19 protein-coding genes are annotated in these 19,733 nt (G+C 49.3%); 5 read left to right on the plus strand and 14 right to left on the minus strand.

The annotated features are described in order from the left end of the window. Positions 1–55: 55 nt before the first annotated feature. Positions 56–1,291: an MFS transporter gene (locus SD10_RS20105; protein WP_046576254.1), complete on the plus strand. Its 1,236-nt coding sequence runs from the start codon at positions 56–58 to the stop codon at positions 1,289–1,291. 207 nt (positions 1,292–1,498) lie between these two features. On the opposite strand, the gene SD10_RS20110 is transcribed toward SD10_RS20105, so the two are convergent. The 3 genes from SD10_RS20110 to SD10_RS20120 all read right to left on the minus strand — a co-directional run bounded on the left by SD10_RS20110 (position 1,499) and on the right by SD10_RS20120 (position 5,872). Beyond that, a complete protein-coding gene (locus SD10_RS20110) occupies positions 1,499–3,040 on the minus strand; it encodes an amidase (RefSeq protein WP_046576255.1) in 1,542 nt (513 codons plus the stop codon). A 51-nt stretch (positions 3,041–3,091) separates the two neighbouring features. Continuing rightward, the gene (locus SD10_RS20115; RefSeq protein WP_046576256.1) at positions 3,092–4,183 is read right to left on the minus strand and encodes a glycoside hydrolase family 130 protein; all 1,092 of its coding nucleotides are present in this window, start codon (positions 4,181–4,183) and stop codon (positions 3,092–3,094) included. A 105-nt stretch (positions 4,184–4,288) separates the two neighbouring features. Next, complete coding sequence (locus tag SD10_RS20120) at positions 4,289–5,872, minus strand: M61 family metallopeptidase (RefSeq protein WP_046576257.1); 1,584 nt, start codon at positions 5,870–5,872, stop codon at positions 4,289–4,291. A 143-nt stretch (positions 5,873–6,015) separates the two neighbouring features. On the opposite strand from SD10_RS20120, the gene rpmH reads away from it, so the two are divergent. The 3 genes from rpmH to SD10_RS20135 all read left to right on the plus strand — a co-directional run bounded on the left by rpmH (position 6,016) and on the right by SD10_RS20135 (position 8,370). Continuing rightward, positions 6,016–6,183: a 50S ribosomal protein L34 gene (gene rpmH, locus SD10_RS20125; RefSeq protein ID WP_046576258.1), complete on the plus strand. Its 168-nt coding sequence runs from the start codon at positions 6,016–6,018 to the stop codon at positions 6,181–6,183. Positions 6,184–6,265: 82 nt separating this feature from the next. Further along, a complete protein-coding gene (gene rnpA / locus SD10_RS20130) occupies positions 6,266–6,646 on the plus strand; it encodes a ribonuclease P protein component (RefSeq protein WP_046576259.1) in 381 nt (126 codons plus the stop codon). Between the two features lie 65 nt (positions 6,647–6,711). Then, positions 6,712–8,370: a S41 family peptidase gene (locus SD10_RS20135; RefSeq protein ID WP_046576262.1), complete on the plus strand. Its 1,659-nt coding sequence runs from the start codon at positions 6,712–6,714 to the stop codon at positions 8,368–8,370. A gap of 31 nt (positions 8,371–8,401) precedes the next feature. Here the strand turns inward: SD10_RS20135 and SD10_RS20140 are convergent, their stop codons facing one another. From SD10_RS20140 to SD10_RS20160, 5 genes are all read right to left on the minus strand, one after another. Next, positions 8,402–8,797 carry a GxxExxY protein gene (locus SD10_RS20140; RefSeq protein WP_046576264.1) on the minus strand — a complete coding sequence of 132 codons (396 nt, stop codon included), beginning with the start codon at positions 8,795–8,797 and terminating at the stop codon, positions 8,402–8,404. Positions 8,798–8,866: 69 nt separating this feature from the next. Continuing rightward, on the minus strand, positions 8,867–9,451 hold the full coding sequence (locus SD10_RS20145) for a LutC/YkgG family protein (protein ID WP_046576266.1): 585 nt from the start codon (positions 9,449–9,451) through the stop codon (positions 8,867–8,869). Next, positions 9,448–10,827 carry a lactate utilization protein B gene (locus SD10_RS20150; protein ID WP_046576268.1) on the minus strand — a complete coding sequence of 460 codons (1,380 nt, stop codon included), beginning with the start codon at positions 10,825–10,827 and terminating at the stop codon, positions 9,448–9,450. The genes SD10_RS20145 and SD10_RS20150 overlap by 4 nt, the downstream gene beginning before the upstream one ends. An 80-nt stretch (positions 10,828–10,907) precedes the next feature. Next, entirely contained in the window at positions 10,908–11,642 is a 735-nt protein-coding gene (locus tag SD10_RS20155) for a (Fe-S)-binding protein (RefSeq protein WP_046576269.1), read from the minus strand. A gap of 635 nt (positions 11,643–12,277) precedes the next feature. Next, positions 12,278–12,991: an SDR family oxidoreductase gene (locus SD10_RS20160; RefSeq protein WP_046576271.1), complete on the minus strand. Its 714-nt coding sequence runs from the start codon at positions 12,989–12,991 to the stop codon at positions 12,278–12,280. Between the two features lie 179 nt (positions 12,992–13,170). Between SD10_RS20160 and SD10_RS20165 the strand changes: the two genes are divergently transcribed. After that, the gene (locus SD10_RS20165; protein WP_158500578.1) at positions 13,171–13,950 is read left to right on the plus strand and encodes a porin family protein; all 780 of its coding nucleotides are present in this window, start codon (positions 13,171–13,173) and stop codon (positions 13,948–13,950) included. A 90-nt stretch (positions 13,951–14,040) separates the two neighbouring features. Here SD10_RS20165 and SD10_RS20170 read toward each other — a convergent pair whose 3' ends face one another. The 6 genes from SD10_RS20170 to SD10_RS20195 form a co-directional block, all read right to left on the minus strand. Further along, complete coding sequence (locus SD10_RS20170; protein ID WP_046576273.1) at positions 14,041–14,763, minus strand: head GIN domain-containing protein; 723 nt, start codon at positions 14,761–14,763, stop codon at positions 14,041–14,043. Between the two features lie 123 nt (positions 14,764–14,886). Then, positions 14,887–15,729, minus strand: coding sequence for an SDR family NAD(P)-dependent oxidoreductase (locus tag SD10_RS20175; RefSeq protein ID WP_046576275.1), 843 nt, complete (start codon positions 15,727–15,729; stop codon positions 14,887–14,889). Between the two features lie 226 nt (positions 15,730–15,955). After that, on the minus strand, positions 15,956–16,171 hold the full coding sequence (locus tag SD10_RS20180) for a hypothetical protein (protein ID WP_046576277.1): 216 nt from the start codon (positions 16,169–16,171) through the stop codon (positions 15,956–15,958). Positions 16,172–16,225: 54 nt separating this feature from the next. After that, positions 16,226–16,684: a MarR family winged helix-turn-helix transcriptional regulator gene (locus SD10_RS20185; protein ID WP_052731231.1), complete on the minus strand. Its 459-nt coding sequence runs from the start codon at positions 16,682–16,684 to the stop codon at positions 16,226–16,228. 164 nt (positions 16,685–16,848) lie between these two features. Further along, entirely contained in the window at positions 16,849–17,778 is a 930-nt protein-coding gene (gene ctlX, locus SD10_RS20190) for a citrulline utilization hydrolase CtlX (protein WP_046576278.1), read from the minus strand. A gap of 153 nt (positions 17,779–17,931) precedes the next feature. Then, positions 17,932–19,437 carry an arginine deiminase family protein gene (locus SD10_RS20195; RefSeq protein ID WP_082111640.1) on the minus strand — a complete coding sequence of 502 codons (1,506 nt, stop codon included), beginning with the start codon at positions 19,435–19,437 and terminating at the stop codon, positions 17,932–17,934. Positions 19,438–19,733 lie beyond the last annotated feature (296 nt).

The following is a 19,733-nucleotide window of genomic DNA, read 5'->3' on the forward strand; positions in this document are numbered from 1 at the left end:
ATCCGGTTCATCCGCTTACGGTACCCGGCTAGTTATCAATTCTCGTTCATTGCTTATGCAAACCTCCCCCACCCAGCCTGTTTCCCTCCGTCCGTTATTTGCGCTGCCTGTCATTGTAGCCGCTCTTGGTTACTTTGTGGATGTATATGATCTGCTCCTGTTCAACATTGTGCGGGTGCCAAGCCTGAAGGAGTTGGGCCTGTCGGAAGCAGACATTTCGTTGACTGGTGGAAAGATCCTCAATTTTCAACAGGCAGGTTTGTTACTGGGCGGCATTCTGTGGGGGATTCTGGGCGATAAACGGGGGCGTCTGTCGGTGCTGTTCGGCAGCATCATCACGTATTCACTCGCCAACATTGCCTGTGGCTGGGTGCATGATCCGCAGGTATACGCTATTCTTCGCTTTGTGGCCGGACTGGGTTTGGCCGGGGAGTTAGGGGCCGGTATTACGTTGGTAAGCGAGATTTTACCCCCGCATCTGCGTGGCTACGGCTCGTCTTTGGTGGCAAGTGTTGGGCTGCTTGGCGCCGTAGTCGCCTACTTCACCGTCACGCTCTTCGATTGGCGGACAACGTACTTCATTGGCGGTAGCCTGGGACTGGGCTTGCTGATTTTGAGGGTGAGTGTGTTTGAATCGGGAATGTTCAAACGGGTACAGCAAACGGGCGTGGTGAGAGGTAATTTCTGGGCGCTGTTCCAGGGAGGTGAGCGGCTTCTGCGTTATCTGCGGTGCATGGGCCTTGCCCTGCCCACGTATCTCGTCATTGGCATTTTGGCCACCTTTGGCAATGAATTTGGTAAAGCACTGGGCATTACCGAAGCTATACAACCCGGTCGCTGCGTAATGTTCACGTATGTAGGCACCGTTGTTGGCGACTTAACGAGTGGATTGCTTAGTCAGTACCTACAATCCCGTCGGAAAGCCATTGGCCTGATGATGAGCCTGACGTTCGTATTTGTCGTTATTTATTTGTTTGGCGGCATTAACTCATCCGGTGCTTTTTACGCCATTTGTGTCGCCATGGGCTTTGGCATTGGCTATATCGCTATGTTCCTGACCATTACGGCCGAAAGCTTCGGAACGAACCTTCGGGCTACAGCGACGACATCCGTTGCCAACAACGTGCGGGCTACGACCTTACTAACGATTCCGGCTTTTCAGGCAATGAAACCAAGCCTTGGCGTCCTGGAAGCAGGCGCCGTTGTCACATTTTTTTGCTTCGCCATTGGCTACTGGTCATTGGCAACAATGGAAGAAACCTTTGGTAAAGAACTGGACTATAGTGAATAGCTGATGAAGGTAAGCGCGTAATTAGCTGCATAGTAGCCTTTAGCAGTAATAGCATAGACTTTATAACCCCGAAAGACATGGAACGATCAAACGTAATGATGTAATTATGCAGCTAAGCCAACTAAAAGCAGAAGTAAAGGCGTTTCTGAATGCCGTGATTCGAGGCTTGATCAAGATTGACGTCGTTTAAAAAGCAGCTCATCAACCCTATAAAACCGCCGTTTTATTGAACCAGGGGCGTTCCTGTTCCAACTGTCCGGCCAATCGAAGCAGGGTGGCTTCATCACCCGGCCGGGCGGCAAACATAACCCCAATCGGCAAACCTGCCGAATCGCCTTCATTCGACCAATAAAGCGGCACTGACATGGATGGTTGTCCGGTCATGTTGGTGATAACCGCAAAGGATATGTAGCCCAGCGAGCGTTCGGCCAGGTCATTCACTGTTTTGCTGCCTTTCATGTATTTCAGCCCACCGAGCGAATCCACCAGTTTGAGCAAGCGCTTTTCTGATTCTGTGTTCTGAAACGTTCCAATAGCAATAGGCGGACGGGGCAGCGTTGGCGTCAGGAACAGATCGTACGTCTCGTGCAATTGTCCCATACTCCGATTGAGCGTGTTCCAGCGACGTTTCTGGTAAGCGGCATCAGCCGCCGAGAAACCTTCGGCCAGCCGGGCCTGCGCCCACGTATTTAGTTCCACATCGTCACGCCGAACAGGTCTGCCCAGGTAATTACCCAACTCCCGAAGGGTAGCGGCCGTTTCGCTTAGCACATTCAGGAAAAAGGCCTCCGTGACCAGTGTCTTTTCATAAGGCAACGGCACCTCGTCAAGCGTATGACCCAGGCTTTCCAGCAAACGGGCGGCTTCCTGAACGGCCTTGATACAAACCGGGTCGATGGTTTGCGAAGGCATGAGCGCCTGTGTTGAGAAAGCAATTCGCAAAGTTCCCGGCTCCCGATCAACTTCGTCGGCAAACGGGCGTACGGGCGGAGCAATACCGTACGGGTCACCCGCCAAAGGTCGATACGTTGGTCCACCCGCCACCACATCCAGCAAGCGGGCGCTATCCCGCACACTACGCGTGAGCGCATGAGCCGTCACGGCACCATTCCATAACTCGCCATACCGTGGACCAAGGGTAATGCGCCCCCGTGACGGTTTCAGGCCAAACAAGCCGCAACAGGACGCTGGAATACGAATGGAGCCCCCTCCATCGGAAGCCGTTGCCGCCGGAACGATTCCCGATGCCACCGCCACCGCCGATCCGCCACTCGATCCGCCCGGTGAGTGAGTTGTTTTCCACGGATTTCGGGCAGGGCCGTACAACTTCGATTCGGTATAGGGCGTCAGGCCAAATTCGGGCGTATTGGTTTTACCGAAAAAAACGAGTCCGGCGGCTTTTAACCGCTTGATGAGTTCACTATCGGTTGTCGAGATATAGTTCTTGTAGCCTTCGCAACCCGACTTCATCGGTGTTCCGGCCCATTCAAACTCCAGATCTTTCAGCAAAAAGGGTACCCCACGAAAAGGCCCTGTCTCCGGCAGTTGGTTCGCCATCGCTCTTCCTTTGTCGTACAAGGGCGTAACGATAGCATTCAGTTGTGGATTGACGGCTTCGGCACGCGCAATGGCCGTTTCCAGTAGCTCCCCAGGCGACACCTCACCTGCACGAACCAGTTCAGCCAGCGCCGTTGCGTCGTGTTTAACATATTCTTTAAACGGCAGGGTTTGTGAGCGTGCTGGGTGCATATGTTTAGTGTTTTAATGGCGCAAGGCTGGAGCCTTGCGCCATCGTTTAGGCTACTGTTTCGCGACGGCTACACCGATTTTAGAATCGGCGGTGCCATAATAGAGGAACCAGCGACCCCGAAAAGGAACCATTCCTTCCAGAAAACAAACCTGATTCACCTGCCCAACCATCTCATAAGGCTGGTCAGGCTTGATAAAATAGGTTTCCGACCGATCAAGCAATTTGGTTGGATCCTGTGCATCAAACAGAAGTTGGCCCCCAGCGTAAGCGCCTTCGGGCAAGGTTTTGTCGCCATTTTTAGCATCGTTCATGCCATTATAAATCAGCAGGATACCCTTAGCGGTTAACATAGCGAAAGGACCCGGCTCAATCAACCGAACATCGTGCTTTCCCTTTCTCGACTCAGCCGCTACCGTGGGCTGGCCCGTGCTGGATTCAAGCGGTGTCCAGTGCAGTAAATCGCTGGAAGTAGCCAGGCGAAGCTGCGGCTGATCTCCCCAATACATCCAGTATTTTCCATTGATCTTCTGCGCAACGAGCCGGCTACCGATTCGTTTACACACAATAGCACCCGATTTTGACCAGCTATCGCGGTACTTACCGTTATCGACATCCCCAAAAATAAGTCCCTGTTTCGTCCAGTTCATCAGGTCGCGCGATGTTGCGACACAGAGCCGGGCTTTATCGCCGTCGTAGGATGTGTAGGTCATTATATACACACCATTAGGGCTTTCGACAACACGCGGATCTTCGCAACCGCCCTCCCATTCATACACTTTCATAGCGTCGTTGTTGGGATAGAATACCGGCTTCGGCATCCGCTTGAAGTGAATCCCGTCGGAACTGACCGCTAGCCCCAAACGTGACGTACCGCCCACACTCCGAACGGTATCCTCCGCCCGGTAAAGCATGTACACTTTATTGTTGCGAACCACCGCTGCCGGGTTGTACACATCTTTTTCTTCCCAGCGAACGTTCTTCTTTCGAATTGGGCAATAGAACTCGGTATTGGCTTTAGCCTCTAGAATTGGGTTCTGTGCATTCTCCTTTCGAAATGGACCAAGCATCCAGGGCTTTTCGGGTTTGGGCTGAGCCAGCAGTAAGCTTGGCAGGAGAAGGAAAAATAAAGACGAACGATACATCATGAAAAGATAAGGGCTTATTGATTAAAGCAAATAGTTGTCCGTAGATACTAGGAGAATGGCTTCGATGGCACAAGGTTAGAGCCTTGCGCCATCGCATCTCAATTATTCCGCCACCACATTTTTACCGAGCTTATCTTCAGAGACAGCCTGTACATGGCCATCTGACGTTGGTTTGATAAATGTCCCATTAAACCAGCGCGCCCGTTGCTGGCGACCTTCCAAGTCGTCTAATTCCAGCAAGCGAATACCGCCAGGCTGCTCAGAAGTAGGCTCTTCATACCCGATGAGTAAACCTACCCAGGCTAAGTATTCATTCAGTTTGGCTTCGAGGGGCTGGTTACCGAAGATGCAGAGATCATAATACCAATTCAGCGGTTCGCCCGCTACGAACTCGGTCACAGCGCGGTAATCATCCAGCGTATAGCCAATGAATGGCTTCCCAAAACGCTCCCACATGAGTCGCATGACATCGTCTAATGAGCGGGCGTGGTTGGTCAGCTGCCGTATGTGTAAGTCCAGAATCAGAGCCGCAATGGCGCCTTTATGATAAACCGACACTTTCCGGTCGGGAACGCCCTTATCGTACCCATCGAGCCACAAATCCCAGGACGATTCGGTCAGCGACTGAAACGCCTGCCCGTTGTGCTCAAAATGCCGTTTGAATAAGACCTGCAACTCTTTCAGGTACGCTTCATCCGAAAAAACGCCCGACTGCCGAAGCATCAGGTCACCGTAATAGGTCGTTACGCCCTCAGCGACAAAGCAGGTGGAAAAGTAATTTTCCTTCGTGAAATCGTACGGAAGCAATTCAGTGGGACGGATACGGATAATGTTCCAGGCATGAAACAACTCATGCGACGACACACCCAGTAAATCCTGATAAAGCCCTTCTCCCTCATCATTTGGGCCAAGCACCAGCATGGTCGAATTCCGGTGCTCGACGCCATGATAATGAGGAACTGGCAAAATGAGCGTCAGGAAATGGTATTCCCGCTCGGGAAATTCCCCATAAAGTTCGAGTTGCCTGGCTGAAAACCGGCTGAAATCGTCAATGATGCGCTGGGTATCGAAGGTAGGATTGCCGTCCGTTCGGCGACCACCCTGAATCCAGACATGAAACAGAATCCCATCTACATCGTACTGAATGTGCTGAATCACCGGTGCGGCAATCAGCGGACAGTCGACCAGTTCATAAAAATCCGCAGCCTGTAGTTGTCTGGTTCCGGTAGGATACGGGCTGGATTCGGCTAATCCACAAGCAATTGTCCAGCTATCGGGAATGGCTAATTCGAGGGTGCACGGTTCCTGGATCCGGCCTTCTGCGTACAAACAGAGATTTACCGGGTTGACATACAGGAGCGTATCACTAATAAAACTGCTGCCTGCATTTAGCTGATTAGGCGCAGCCAGCAAGGCATAATAATTGTACCGGACCACCAATTCAGAGACACCGTTCGTCTGCACCCGCCAGCGATCTTTAGTCAGTTTATAAAAAACCAGGGGGTTCCCATCGCCATCAACCACCTCAAATCGTTGAATATTTTTGGCAAACTGCTGTAATTCATAACGACCAGGGCGCCAGGCAGGCAATTGTAAGTCAACCGTTGGTGTGGTAATATCCGTCAATCGGGCATCAACAGCGATATAATGGGCGGCATGAGAGTCGGCAGACAAGCGATAGTGCATACAGGTAAGAGCGAGTAGATTCGTACAAAAGTAACTCCCAGCTAATCAAATCGTTTTTATGAATTGAGGCTTGGTAAAATCGGAGCATTCTCCTATCTTTGCGGACTCATTTGGAAAAATAAAGGTTTTAGGGAACATATATCATGAAAAGAACGTACCAACCATCGAACCGGAAGCGGAAAAACAAACACGGCTTCCGCGAGCGGATGGCCTCTGCTAATGGCCGTCAGGTTCTAGCTCGCCGTCGCGCCAAAGGCCGCCACAAGTTGACTGTCTCTGACGAGAAAAAAGGCGAACGCTTCAAAATTTAATCTGTTTTTGGTTTTCGGTTTATGGTTGACAGTACGACCAAACGTATGAACTACCGTAAACTAGAACCCTCAAACCGAATTCATGCCACAAACCTTTGCGAAATCTGAACGGCTTTGTAGCAAAAAAATCCTGAGTGAATTATTTAAAAAAGGTAGTACTTCCGTGCGGACGTTCTACCTTTTTCCGTTTCGGATGCTTTATATCCCCCAGTCCGAAACCAATCCGGACAGTGAGACATCCCCACCCGCCATTGTCATTACCGTTCCCAAACGTATCTTTAAACGAGCCGTTGACCGCAACCTGATCCGTCGTCGGGTTCGGGAAGCCTACCGCCTGAATAAAGATAAACTGGGGCCAGAAAAAACCCCACCCGCCTACATTGCCTTTCTTTATACGGCCAAACAAATAATTTCGTTTGAAGAGATAGAAAAAGGTATGAAATTAGCTTTAAAGAAAATGTAATGCGGATGGGTCGCCGATGCGGCCCGTGTATTTAGCTAACTGCGGGTTTCACTCGTACTACTCCTATGCGCTTCTCGAAACGCCTTACCCTGTTAGCCTCCTCGGCCCTTGTGGCGGGTGGCATTGGCTTTTTTTCGTTCAAGACCGATGACCGGTTTTTCGAGATAGCCCGTAACCTCGATATTTATGCCACGCTGTTTAAGGAACTCAACCTCTATTATGTCGATGAGGTGAACCCAAACCGCATGGTCAAAACCAGTATCGACGCCATGCTGAAAGCCCTCGATCCTTACACGAACTTCTTCGCTGAAGACGAGATTGAGGACTACATGACCATGACCACCGGCCGCTACAACGGCATTGGCGCCCTAATTGGTCAGCGGCAGGGTAAAAGCATTGTCTTGATGGTATACGAAGGGACCCCCGCCGAAAAGTCCGGCCTGCAAATTGGCGATGAAGTAGTCAAAGTGGATGGCGTGGACCTGAAAGCTCGCAAAGACGCCGATCCCGGAAAGCTGCTAAAAGGGCAGAATAACACAGCGGTGAAACTGACCGTTCGACGGTATGGGCAAAAAGATCCGGTAGAGCTTAGTGTCATCCGCGATGTGGTAAAAATGACGAATGTGCCCTACTACGGCATGGTTTCCGACGATGTTGGCTATATTGATCTTAAGGATTTTACCGCCACAGCCTCTCGGGAGGTACGGACTGCGTTTCAGGAGCTGAAGGGCAAGGGCATGAAAAAACTCATTCTCGATGTCCGGGAAAACCCAGGTGGCTTGCTCAACATGGCCATCGACATCTCCAATATTTTTATTCCGAAGGATTCGGAGGTGGTCACAACGAAAGGGAAAGTGACGGAGTGGAACAAGACCTACACGGCCATGAACCCACCGCTGGACCTTGAGATGCCGATTGTTGTACTGACAAATAGCCATAGCGCATCAGCGGCCGAGATCGTATCCGGAGTAATTCAGGATTACGACCGGGGTGTATTGGTTGGCCAGCGCACGTACGGAAAAGGCCTTGTTCAGACCACCCGCGAGTTATCGTTTAATACCAAATTGAAAATCACCACGGCTAAGTACTACATTCCCAGCGGGCGTTGTATTCAGGCCATTGACTATAGCCATCGCAACCCGGATGGTAGCGTTGGCAAAATTCCGGATTCCCTCAAAACCGCGTTTAAAACCAAAGCGGGTCGGGTCGTTTATGATGGTGGGGGTGTACTTCCCGATGTGGTTGTAGAAGCCCAAACGCCTTCGCCGGTAGCGCTCAGCTTAACCAACAAAGGCCTGATTTTTGACTATGCGGTGAAGTATCGCCACGAGCACGCCAGCATCAAGCCCGCCCGCGAGTTTCATCTGACGGATGCTGAATACAGCGAATTTGCCAAGTGGCTGGGCGATAAAGAGTATGATTACACCACCCAGGTAGAGAAAGACCTCGGCACACTCGAAGCGTCGGCTAAGAAAGAAAAATACTTCGATCAGATTCAGGATCAGCTCAAGTCGCTTAAAACGAAAATGTCGCACAGCAAAGATGCCGATCTGAACACGTTCAAGCTTGAACTGAAAACGCTTCTGGAGCAGGAAATAGCGGGTCATTATTATCTGCAAAAAGGGCTTAAAGAAGCCTCGTTCTCAACAGACCCCGAAATGAAAGCGGCTCTCGACTTATTTAAAGACATGCCCCGCTACGGGACAATTTTGAAAGGGAAATAAATTAGAACACAGATTCTTATGATTTTTAAGATTAGTTATGATCTTTTCGATCGTTGGTAAAAACTTTGCGTTTATGCTGCGGTTGACGACCAAAATTAAGTAGCAGGCCCACTTCAATATTAGTGGCTTTGAGATAATTAGTGAGCTGCGCTTCATGTTCAGGCGCTAGTCCATCAGCAGCTTTTAATTCGACTATAACGCAACTATTAATGATTAAATCTGCATAGTATACACCAACTTTCTCGCTATCATAAAAAACATCAATAGGCTGTTGGGCTATGCAGACTAGCCCTATTTTGCGCAGTTCAATACGCATTGCATTTTCATAAACCTTTTCTAAAAAACAATATCCCAGGGTGTTGTAAACCTTATAAAAAGATTTTAATATTAATTGCGTAATGTCAGAGTGCTGGTAGTTACTATTCATAACTATTAAGATACTTACTAAAAATCATAAAAGCATCTTAACAATCTTAAAAATCAGTGTTCTATCCTATCAAGGCAATAGATACACCACCAGCGAGCGGGCACCGTGGGCACCAATGACCAGACTTTGTTCAATATCAGCCGTTTTAGACGGGCCACAGATAAACGTTCCGAAGCCGGTATCATCGACAGTCAACAATTTGTATGCGTCGTGCATGTTGGGCACAATAGTCGACTGCCGAATGATGATGACCAAAAACTGGGTAATCATCGGCACGGCCCGCTGAGGAATCTGACGTTCATCCACCCAGATAGCCGCGTTCTCTGCTACTGCCAACGGCCCTTCGATAATGGCCAGATTTAACCCGGATAGCTCATGCGGATCACTGACGTTCATGGTCACATCGGCCAGTTCAGACAGTTCCGGGCAGGCCGTCGCTACATTCGTCAGATTAGGATACTTCTTCCGTATATCATCTTTAATCGCTTCATAATTAGGCACAATGACCGCGGCACCTCCCACAAATGTGAGTACGTCGATAAATTGCTTCGTCAGGTCTGGAAATACCGACGTAAAGGTGAACTGAGTGGGAATGGGGCGTAAGTCTGGCTGATTAGCCTGAATATTAGCCAGCATCTGATCGCGGGTGGTCATGCTTTCTTCTGATTAACGTACCAATCATGGAAACTTTCGGCGGGGGGCTCGGGCATATCCCGTTGATTGTACCAGGGATTAAGGCCGTTTTCGACCGTGATCGGCGCGAACCGCAGGACACCCCGCCCTACTTTACCCGCCATCCGGTATAAGCGGGGCGACTCCAGCACGGTGGCCATCGCTTTCATAGCCACGGTTTTGGTCGTAGGGCCGTAGCCTTCCTGCATCAATACCTGCCGCCATTTATACAGTTGCTCATGAATATCAATCTTAACCGGACATACGTTGGAACACGACCCGCAAAGCGTGGAGGCAAATGGCAGATCGGCATTTTGTTTCATGTCCAGATTCGGAGCCAGGATAGACCCGATTGGCCCGGCCACGGCGCTGTGGTAACTAAACCCACCTGACCGCCGATAAACGGGACAGGTATTGAGGCAAGCTGCACACCGGATGCATTTGAGCGAATTACGAAAATCAGGCCGACCCAGTTGGCGACTCCGCCCGTTATCCACAATAACGATATGCATCTCCTGGCCCGACCTGGGCCGGTGGAAATGACTGGAAAATGTTGTAATAGGCTGGCCCGTAGCCGAACGAGCCAGCAACCGCAAAAATACGCCCAGATGTTCAGCACGGGGGATGACCTTTTCAAAACCCATAGCGGCAATGTGCACATCGGCCAGATGAGCGCCCATATCGGCATTGCCCTCGTTGGTACACACCACAAATCCACCCGTTTCGGCAATGGCAAAGTTGACGCCCGTCAGCGCTACTTTTCGCGTCAGGAATGTCTCCCGCAGGTGTTGCCGGGCCGCTTCGGTCAGATATTGCGGGTCGGTCGCGCCTTTGTCGGTACCCAGATGCTGGTGAAAGGTTTCGCCCACATCGGCTTTGGTCAGGTGAATGGCGGGCAAGACAATATGGGAAGGTGGTTCGCCCCGCATCTGCACAATTCGCTCGCCCAGATCGCTGTCAATGACGTCGATTCCCTTGTCAATCAGGTATTTGTTCAAGTGGCATTCTTCTGTCAGCATCGACTTCGACTTCACCAGTTGAGTAGCGCCTGCCTGCTGAATGATCTGGTGGATGATCGCGTTGTGTTCCTCACCGTCGGCTGCCCAGTGGACCTTGATGCCGTTACGGATCGCATTTTGCTCGAACTGGATCAGCAGATCGTGCATGTTGGAGAGCACATGGTTTTTTATCTGCGAGGCAGCCTCGCGTAGCTGCTCCCATTCGGGTATCTGGGCTACAGCCCGGTCGCGTTTGGTGCGCACAAACCAAAGCGTTTCGTCGTGCCAGTCGACTTTGGCTTCGTTTTTATTGAATTCGACAGCTGCGTCGGCATGATCTAAGGTAAGCTGTTTGTTCATCAGGTTTTGTTGTTTTAAAACCAGTTGACCACCCCCGACTCCCTCCTTTTTTCAAGGAGGGAGTCGGGGGTGGTCAGTTTCTAAAGTGTCGCTGTCAAAATCTCTGCGATGTGTTTGACCTGTACAGTTGAATTTGCCCGTTTCAGAATGCCTTCCATGTGCATCAGACACGAGACGTCTACGCCGGTAATGTAGTTTACACCATGACGCAGGTGATCGGCCACGCGATCTTTGCCCATTTTTACCGAAACGGCTTCTTCCGTTACGCAGAATGTGCCACCAAAACCACAACACTCATCGCGCCGGTCAAGCTGCACCAGCTCCAGCCCGTTCACCAGGTTGAGTAACTGCACGGGCTTCGAAAAGGGTGGTGCCACCAGCTCCGACATTTGCGCCAGCCCTAACCCACGCTGGCCATGGCAACTCTGGTGCAGGCCCACCTTATAGGGAAACGTAGCGTTCAGCGCCGAAACGTGCAGAATATCCGTCAAAAATTCAGTAAGTTCATACACTCGCGACCGGATGCCCTTGGCAACCTCTTCGTTGACCGAATGCAGGTGGTGTTTAATATGCAACGTGCAACTTCCCGACGGCGAAACGATGTACTCATAGTCGGCAAAATTGCGAACGAAGTTCTCGTTACAGCCCCCCGTCAAATGCTCAAAGCCAGAGTTTGCCATGGGCTGACCGCAACAGGTCTGCTGGAGTGGATACGACACCTCGCACCCAACTTTTTCCAGTAGATTAAGCGTAGCAATCGCTACTTTTGGATAGAACTGGTCAATGTAACAAGGAATAAACAGGCCAACTTTCATGTTCGATTCAGACTAACAGTTCCCAAAAAGCATCGGGTAAAACAGGGCGGCTTTACTCAACAAATGTAAAGAACATAAAACTACATCCTTCCTGTACTTTCCCAGTCAAAAGGCATTCATAAAGAAACGTTACTCTCTGCCCGCTATTACTTAGCTTGCCCTCGGTTGCTCTGCGGTTGTAGGGACAGAGCAACCGTCAGGTTAAAGATTTGATTGACTATAAGGGTGAGCTTTCCTTGTCTTTGTCCTCACTTAAGTACAAGGCAAAAGTGCTATGACCGTTTTGTAATCAGCCTGATTGAGCTACATATCCTGCAAGTAGTCTGGTTTCCAGCAAAACATACTCAGACACCATAACCAACGGCTGGATCGGCATAGAATCGCCGGAGAAAGCGCATACATAGCTGGAGTTTTTTTATATCGATTCGGTTAGCTAACGATTCGTTCCAGGGCACGGCTTTAAGGGCTCAAGCCAGCATGGGAGACATTGAGCAAGGCGGTGAGCGACTGACCTAACAGGCGCAGTCGTCGTTAGTCGATGGGCACATGGAGATTTACTTGGCGCACAACGCTTGCTGTCTGTCTTGTATGAGGAGAGAGCCTAAACATTCTGCCGGGCCGCCGGGCGGTTCAGACTACCACGTAGCCTCTCGCTTATCATGCCAGAATTTACCGGTTTCAGACTGAGGAGCTTCCGTAGCCAGCCATACAATCGTTTCAGCTCCCTTTTCAACAGGCCGGCTGGCGCTGGAACCGCCCATGTCGGTGCGTACCCAGCCAGGATCAACGCAGTTGACAGCAATGTTCTGTCCTCTTAGGGCACCGGCGAATTGCCTGGTTACGGCATTGAGCGCCGTTTTGGAAATGCTGTAAGCGGGTGCATAGGTACCCATGCCAGCTAATGAGCCAGCCCCACTCGAAACATTGATGACTCGGGCGCCAGCATGACTTTTCTGTAAATGCTCTAGAAAATACTGAATGACCATAATCGGTCCGGAAACATTCGTTTTCAAGGTTCGATCCAGCATTTCCGGATTCAGGTCGATAATATTCTCGCCATGATCTTCCAGAACGGCCGCGTTATTGATCAACACATCCAGATGATCAGCCTTTTGGGACAGGGTTCCACAGGCTGTTCGGATGCTAACTGGGTCTGTTACATCGAGTTGAATGAACGTTACCTCATAGCCTTGTTGACAAAGCTCTTCGGCGGCCTCCCGCCCTTTGGTTATGTCGCGGGCACCGATAAAAACGGCAAACCCATGCTGGGCTAATTGCCGGGCAATTTCTTTACCGATTCCCTTATTGGCTCCCGTAATGAGGGCAGTGCGCTGGTGTTCCGTTTTCATAGTTACTGATTTACTCTCCTTTACTTACTCCACTTCCGGGTAAAATGTTTGTAAAAATAACCGTATCCTCAAACTCATTAACCGTTCCCTAAGTGCTGTTGTATAAATTAGTAGATTAGCAGCTAATCTTACAAAGTCAATTCCTAATGAAGTATTTAATGAATTCGCTTTCTTGTTTTTTGGCGCTTACACTTCTGCCTGTTGGACTATCCATAGCACAGAGTACATCAACGACGCCAACGAGTACGACCACATCGGGCAGTACAAACCGCATGCAGGATCTATACGATGAACATCACGGCATTAACAGAAAAAAAGCAACGACAACCAATGCGCCCGCTGTTTCGCCAACTGAAAAGTCTGCTACTGACCAATCAACTGTGGACAGGAGTCCGTCGAGCCAGGCATCGATGGATGGGAGTACATCCCGCACCCGAATTGGTATTCGGGGTGGTGTAACCTATCCGTTCTTCACGGAAAAGCCAGTAGGTGTTGATCCAGTTCTGGGCTTTGTGGGTGGACTAACGTTTAATTTTGGGACTGGTACTGTATCGTTTCAACCGGAAGTCAATTATACGCGATACAGTCAAAAAGTAAACGCATTTGGCTTCACCACAAAAAGAGCGAATGATGTTTTAGAAGTACCTTTACTCCTAAAAATATCCTCAGGAACTTATGCAGGAAACCGTTTCTTTCTGAATGTAGGCCCTTATGCCGCCTACGCCATGAGTGCCAGTGAAGACGGCAAGAAAATATCGCTCGATGGGACCAAAGGGCGATTTGGATTTGGCGCGGCAGCCGGTGTTGGCGCAGCTATAAAAGCTGGTCCAGGTCACGTGACGGTCGAAGTCAGAGGTTTGTATCCGCTGGGTAATACCGATAGTGGATTCAATACCGATTCAAAAACAATTTTTGGGCAAGGAACGCTCGGTTATATATTTCCCCTGGGTGGTCAGTAAATAACGAAATTTCTCATAGAGTGGGTTTTAAAATGGCGACGACCGGTTGATCGTCGCCATTTTTGTTTTTCCATGAAAAAGTACAGGCGCTCAGCTTTGCTTCCGAATCTTCGATAGGCCCGTCGCTTCCTGCGACGTTACTGATGGATTACCGGTGTAATTGACGGTACTAACCCCATCGGCTGAAGCTGACAAGGTTTCCGTAACATGAATATCGGCCCGGCTAGCTCCATCGGCCCGGACGCTGGCGCGGGCAATCGTTAATTTGTCAGCGTTTAGTTTACCCGCCCCCGACAATCGGATATCAGCTTCAGTAGCCGTTCCCTGTAAATTAGCCTGCGAACCTTCTTTCACCGTTAACTTCAGACTTTTCGTTGAAACGGGTGCGGTCAGGCGACTACCGGTTTCAACAGTTGTCGTTAATTTGCTGCTCTCGATCGGCAAATCAGACTCGACGCTGCAGCCTGTGCTAACCAAAAGTTCATTGAGTTTAGCTACGTGAATGGTTACGGTCACCCCTTTTGTTTGATTGAAGCTTTTGTTTTTGTCCAGCATAACCGTCAGTTCGCCGTTTTTCACTTCTGTCACCACATGCTCTAGGATGTTGCTTTCTCCTTCCAACTCGGCCATGCTGGCATTACCGGCTGCGATGTGAACACGCATGCCTACCCGGACTGTTAATTTGTTGAAACTACCGATGGTGCGTTGCTGCTTTACAATCTGGCCATTGCCGGTGATCGTATTTTGGGCATAAACGATCTGCGTCAGAAACGTAGTTAAGGCAATAAAGAAAGTTGTTGTTAGCGTTTTCATATCCGGGAAGCTAAAGGTTCTATTTATATATACAGGGTAAAGATGATCATTATAGACTGGCGTTGCTTCGTTGGTGAAAAATAGAACGAAGTCCGGTGGATGTTTGGGATAACATCAGGCCGCTCACACAAACTCCATACTCTTATTCCATAAGTCAGCGGCCCGTTTGTTTGTCAGATCATTGTGTTTAACTGACTTAGGTTTTGCATCAGCGAAAAAGCCACCTGAGCCACCCGATTTTCCATCTGTTTTACTTAGTACCGCCAGTGGTGCCGTCGCTAAATAAACGGATGTTTCGGCTCCCCGCTCCGGTGTCCGCATGAAAGGGCGCGCCAGGCTCATAAGCAAGCTAATGCCACCCGTAAAATTGCTACCGAAACCGGAATTGACTACGCCCGGATGTACGGAATAGGCCGTAATACCGGAATCGGCATATCGGTTGGCCAGCTCTTTTGTAAACAATATATTGGCCAGCTTACCATCGCCATACGCCGATAGAATGGATAACTTTGGGTCCCGCTGAAAAAACCGGGATGCATTGCCCAGACCATACGCAGCAGATGACAGGTTAATGATACGAGCCTCGCCGGATGCCTTGAGCAAATCAAGCAGGTGATACGTCAATATAAAATGACCGATGTGATTGGCATAAAACGATTTTTCGACGTTATCAACAAATTCAATTCGATCTGGCGAGTAACCTGCATTATTGATCAGTACATCCAGCGTCTGGTGTGTCCGCTTGACCTGCTCGGCCGCCCGACGGACGGAGTCAGCATCGGTCAGATCGGCCAGCAACAGGTCAACCGTTATAGCGGAGTTAATCCGTTGCAGAACATTCACAGCCTCTTCTCCTTTCGCCTTATTGCGGCAAAGTAAAATTAGGTTGAAACCTTTCCGGGCCAACGCTTTTGCCGTTGCCAGACCAATACCCACGTTTGCGCCTGTAATCAATGCCGTTTTCATGAATAGCGATTTATGAATAATTCCCGTATAAAAAAACAGATTCGAGCAGACTAGTTCATCGATGAACTAGTCTGCTCGAATCTGTTTGAAAAGGCAGTGCTCTTACTGGAAATGCTAAACGGAGGTGGTCATGGATGAAAACGGACAGTCTAGGAATCTACCAATAAAGGACGGTATCCAATCTGCGTTGTTTCTCATGTATGTTCGCAAAGCTCTGAGCGACACGCTAGAACATCAATTTCCAACCATTAAAGAACAGGTCTTTTCCTGGCTGACCCGACCAGGCGTGCTGATCAGCAGGCTCCTGAACATCGTGTTGATTCGTGTCCTTTTGCACAACAATGGCCGAAATGCCTTTTTTAGCCAATGAGCGGCAAATGTCTTTCGTGGTTTCCGTCGCATTACTGCTGACTAGTCCAATAGTTTCTTCGTTCGTTTTCATGGCGTTTGGTTTGTTGTATGTGCAAACAATCTTTTTAGTAAATTTTATTGCGGCCTAGCCCAGTGCCTGAGCCGCTTTAAACACCTGTTGCGTTAACCGGCAAACATCCGTTTCTCCGATTAGCTCCGAGTAGTGTTTTCCTACCCGATCCCAGGCTTCAGCAATTTCCGGTTGAAGGGCAATGCCTTCACTTGTTGGGTAAATCAGCGTTTTCTTTCCTTCTGACTCCCGCCGGACCAACTGTTTCTGTTCCAGTTTCTCGACCAGGCGAGTAATCGTTGATGGCGTCAAATAAAGCGTTTCACTTAATTCGGATGGCGTTATGCCTGGTTGACCAACTACTTCACACAACATATAAGCGTGCGAATAGCACAGACCAAACCGACCAAATTCTTCATCGCCGATGGCCGTAATAGCTCTCGATAGTGCATTGGCTGAAAACAGCAGGCAGGCACTGAAGCGCGTTACGGATTTTTCTTCATCGGCAAGGATAACTGTTTTTTCGTCCGTCATTACGTCCTTCTAAAAGTATGCTACAAAGATAGAGCACGTTATTTGTATGTGCAAACAAGAATTAGAAAAAATTTAGTAAATAATAAGTGGTATGTGACGCACATGAGCATTATCGCTTAATTACCAGCCACTTACTATTTACAGTCATAAAGCCTAAACTCTTTTTATTTTCTTGGCAAATGAATTTCTGCCATCATGCAGCGGGCAGACCCGCCCCCGTTACCCTCAATCATAGACAGGTCGAAGTGAAATAGGGTAGCATAGTCGTCCAGCAGATCAATCTGTTTGGGCGTTAGGGACTCATAAGCCCGTGTAGACATAACCAGTAATTTCTGGCCTTTCTGCGTTTGTACCATAAGCATGTTCCCGGCAAAACTGGCCATCTGCTCCAGCGAAATATCGATAACGCGCTTCTTTAGCTTCTCCAGTTCCTGACGTACCATCAGTCGCTCGTCGGGGTCACTTATCGCAGCCAGGCAGACCACGGCAAAGGTATCGGCAATGCACATGAGCACGTTGGTATGGTAAATAGGCTTCCCACCTGCATCCGCTGAGTGGAAGGATACCGTCCGATAGCCAGTCTGTTTACTAAACTCAGCCAGTACGTCGGGGTGCGTTCGGGGAGAGAGACTGGCGAAAGCGACACGGTGCATCCGGTCAAGTACCAGACTGCCGGTCCCTTCCAGAAACTTACCTTCCTGTTCAAAATGCGTCAGGTCAACGACTTTAGCGACATGGTAGTGTTTGGCCAGATCGTCGATGATATCCTGCCGACGTTCGAGACGCCGGTTTTCAGCTTGCATCGGATAGAGGACGACTGTTCCGCTGGCATGAAAGGAAACCCAGTTGTTCGGAAAAATCGAATCGGGTGTATAGGGCTCAGCCGTATCGTCATAGATCACTATGTCCACCCCGATGGCCCGAAGCTGACCAGCCATTTCATCGAATTCACGTCGGGCATCTTCCTGAGCTATGTCCTTTGTTTGGGCAGCCAGTTTAATATCCTGAAATGCATTCGACTCGGCCGTTTCGGTGTTAAAACCAAAATTGACCGGACGAATCATCAAGATTCGGGAAGTAGCCTGTGATTGCATATACTGAGTAGTAAATGAGTAGGAATCGTAAAGTTGTTAGGCCAATAAAGGCTAAATCTTCTGCAAATTAGCACCTGGCTGGCATTTTGACAATGATTTTCGAAGGGCTAGCCCATTCATGAAATCCCTCAGCCGCTTTCCCGGCTTCTCCCCTCATAGCTCCTCCCGAAAAAGGGGTAAGCTCATGCAGTGAGAGCCACCCCGCGCCCGGCTTAGCTCGGCCGACGGCAGCATGATAAATGTATTTTCAATGGTTTCGGGAGAGGATTCGCCCCGTTCAAACCGGTCGAGCAGTTTAGCCGCGCCAATCACTTCGAAACCCGCATTTCGAAACGCATCGGCGGTTTTCTCATTCCGATCGTACCCCACAACGACGCCATCTTTGAGCGCCAGAAGGTTGCACGAATCGGTCCATTGCTCACGGGCCCCAAAGGGAAACTCGTTATTCCCGGAATAGATAAACTGGATCGGTTCGGTGGCTCCAAGGTCATTTTTACTAATGTCGGCCAGTAGATCTTCGAGGTTTTCAATTTCGACGGGCTTATGTTCCTGCCCTTTGCGGAACTGCATAATCCGCAGATCTTCCGATACATCTTTCGGCGCAAAGAAGTGAATAACATCGCGTTTTTGGCCTTCATCGCCCGTACGCGCCAACGACCCCAGTAATACCCACACATTTCGTTTTACCTGCGTAAAAACGGTGTCGATGTGCATGTAATCACGCTTCTTGGGAATCTGAAGAATCGTAACTTTATCAACTACTCCCTTATTGAATACAAGTCGCATCACCTGCTGAGCCGCGTATAAGGTCGTCCGTTCGCTAACGCCAACAATCAGGTGTCGCTTCCCAATCATCATCACGTCGCCCCCTTCGAGGGTTGTGCGGGTAACATCGCGCTTTGTATCTGCATCTGGGAGCAAAAAGGCGTGCTCATTATCAGGAATCTCCAGTATTTTATCCTGATAATCAACAAAGAGTGGATGATTGAAGAAAATATACTGCGCCAGCAGAGCCTCGCGGGTGCGGGCCAGTTTAGCGGGTTTATTAAGCAGAATATGGTCGTTAATAACAATACCAATGTCGCGCGTAAAAATAAAATTAGGCAGGGGTGCAAACAGCATCGTCAGATCAGGCAGCGAGCCGGAAATCATGATTTTCGCCAGTTCGACCGGTTCATACTGACTCAGGTGCTGCTGGGTTCGAAACGACGTCCGTTCGATTCCGCATATGGCCGCAATCAGCCGGGTTTTGATGACTTCGTCCGCGAGGATATCGGAAAGCAAGCACTGAATGTCAACGACTTTATCTGACTTAAAATAATTGGCATGGTCGGGCTTAAAAAACGACCGATCAGAATCAGGCCCAAGATCCGCAATTTTCCCTTTTACCTTATCGGGGTCCAGAAAGTATAACAGAATCTTAACGTAATAATCGTATTCATGACGGCGCATCATATCCAAATGCACGATGTCTTCAAAAAGCCAATCCTGCGCCTTTGACGGTACTACTTTGCCCAACCCCCGATCGGGGCTATGGATAAGCAACCGCCTTAACGTACCAATTTCCGATGATACATGGATGCGTGACGCACGATGAGCCTGCTTATCGTCCTGTCTAGTCACCAGTTCGGTAACAGCATTAGTTTCTCGGTTCTCCATATATCCATTCGACTTTATACCCTTTAGCAGGCTTCAATTGCAAGGTACTCGTTTGCATTAGGAAATAAAAAGCTCTGGGCATGCCGTCAACTTTTTGTCCATAAAGATGTGCCAGGAATTACTGGAGAGTCAATATATATAGCTCCATACTAGCTTTAGCTACGAACTAGAGCATACTACAATATACCATATAACATATTTAGTAACACTAAAACGCAGTTTTAATGAAGAATGGCACACAGTTTGAGTGGGGGTACGCATAGCAACAATTTCATACTGTGTTATACATATCTTTC

It is taken from the genome of Spirosoma radiotolerans (assembly GCF_000974425.1).
GTDB classification, from domain to species: Bacteria; Bacteroidota; Bacteroidia; order Cytophagales; family Spirosomataceae; genus Spirosoma; species Spirosoma radiotolerans.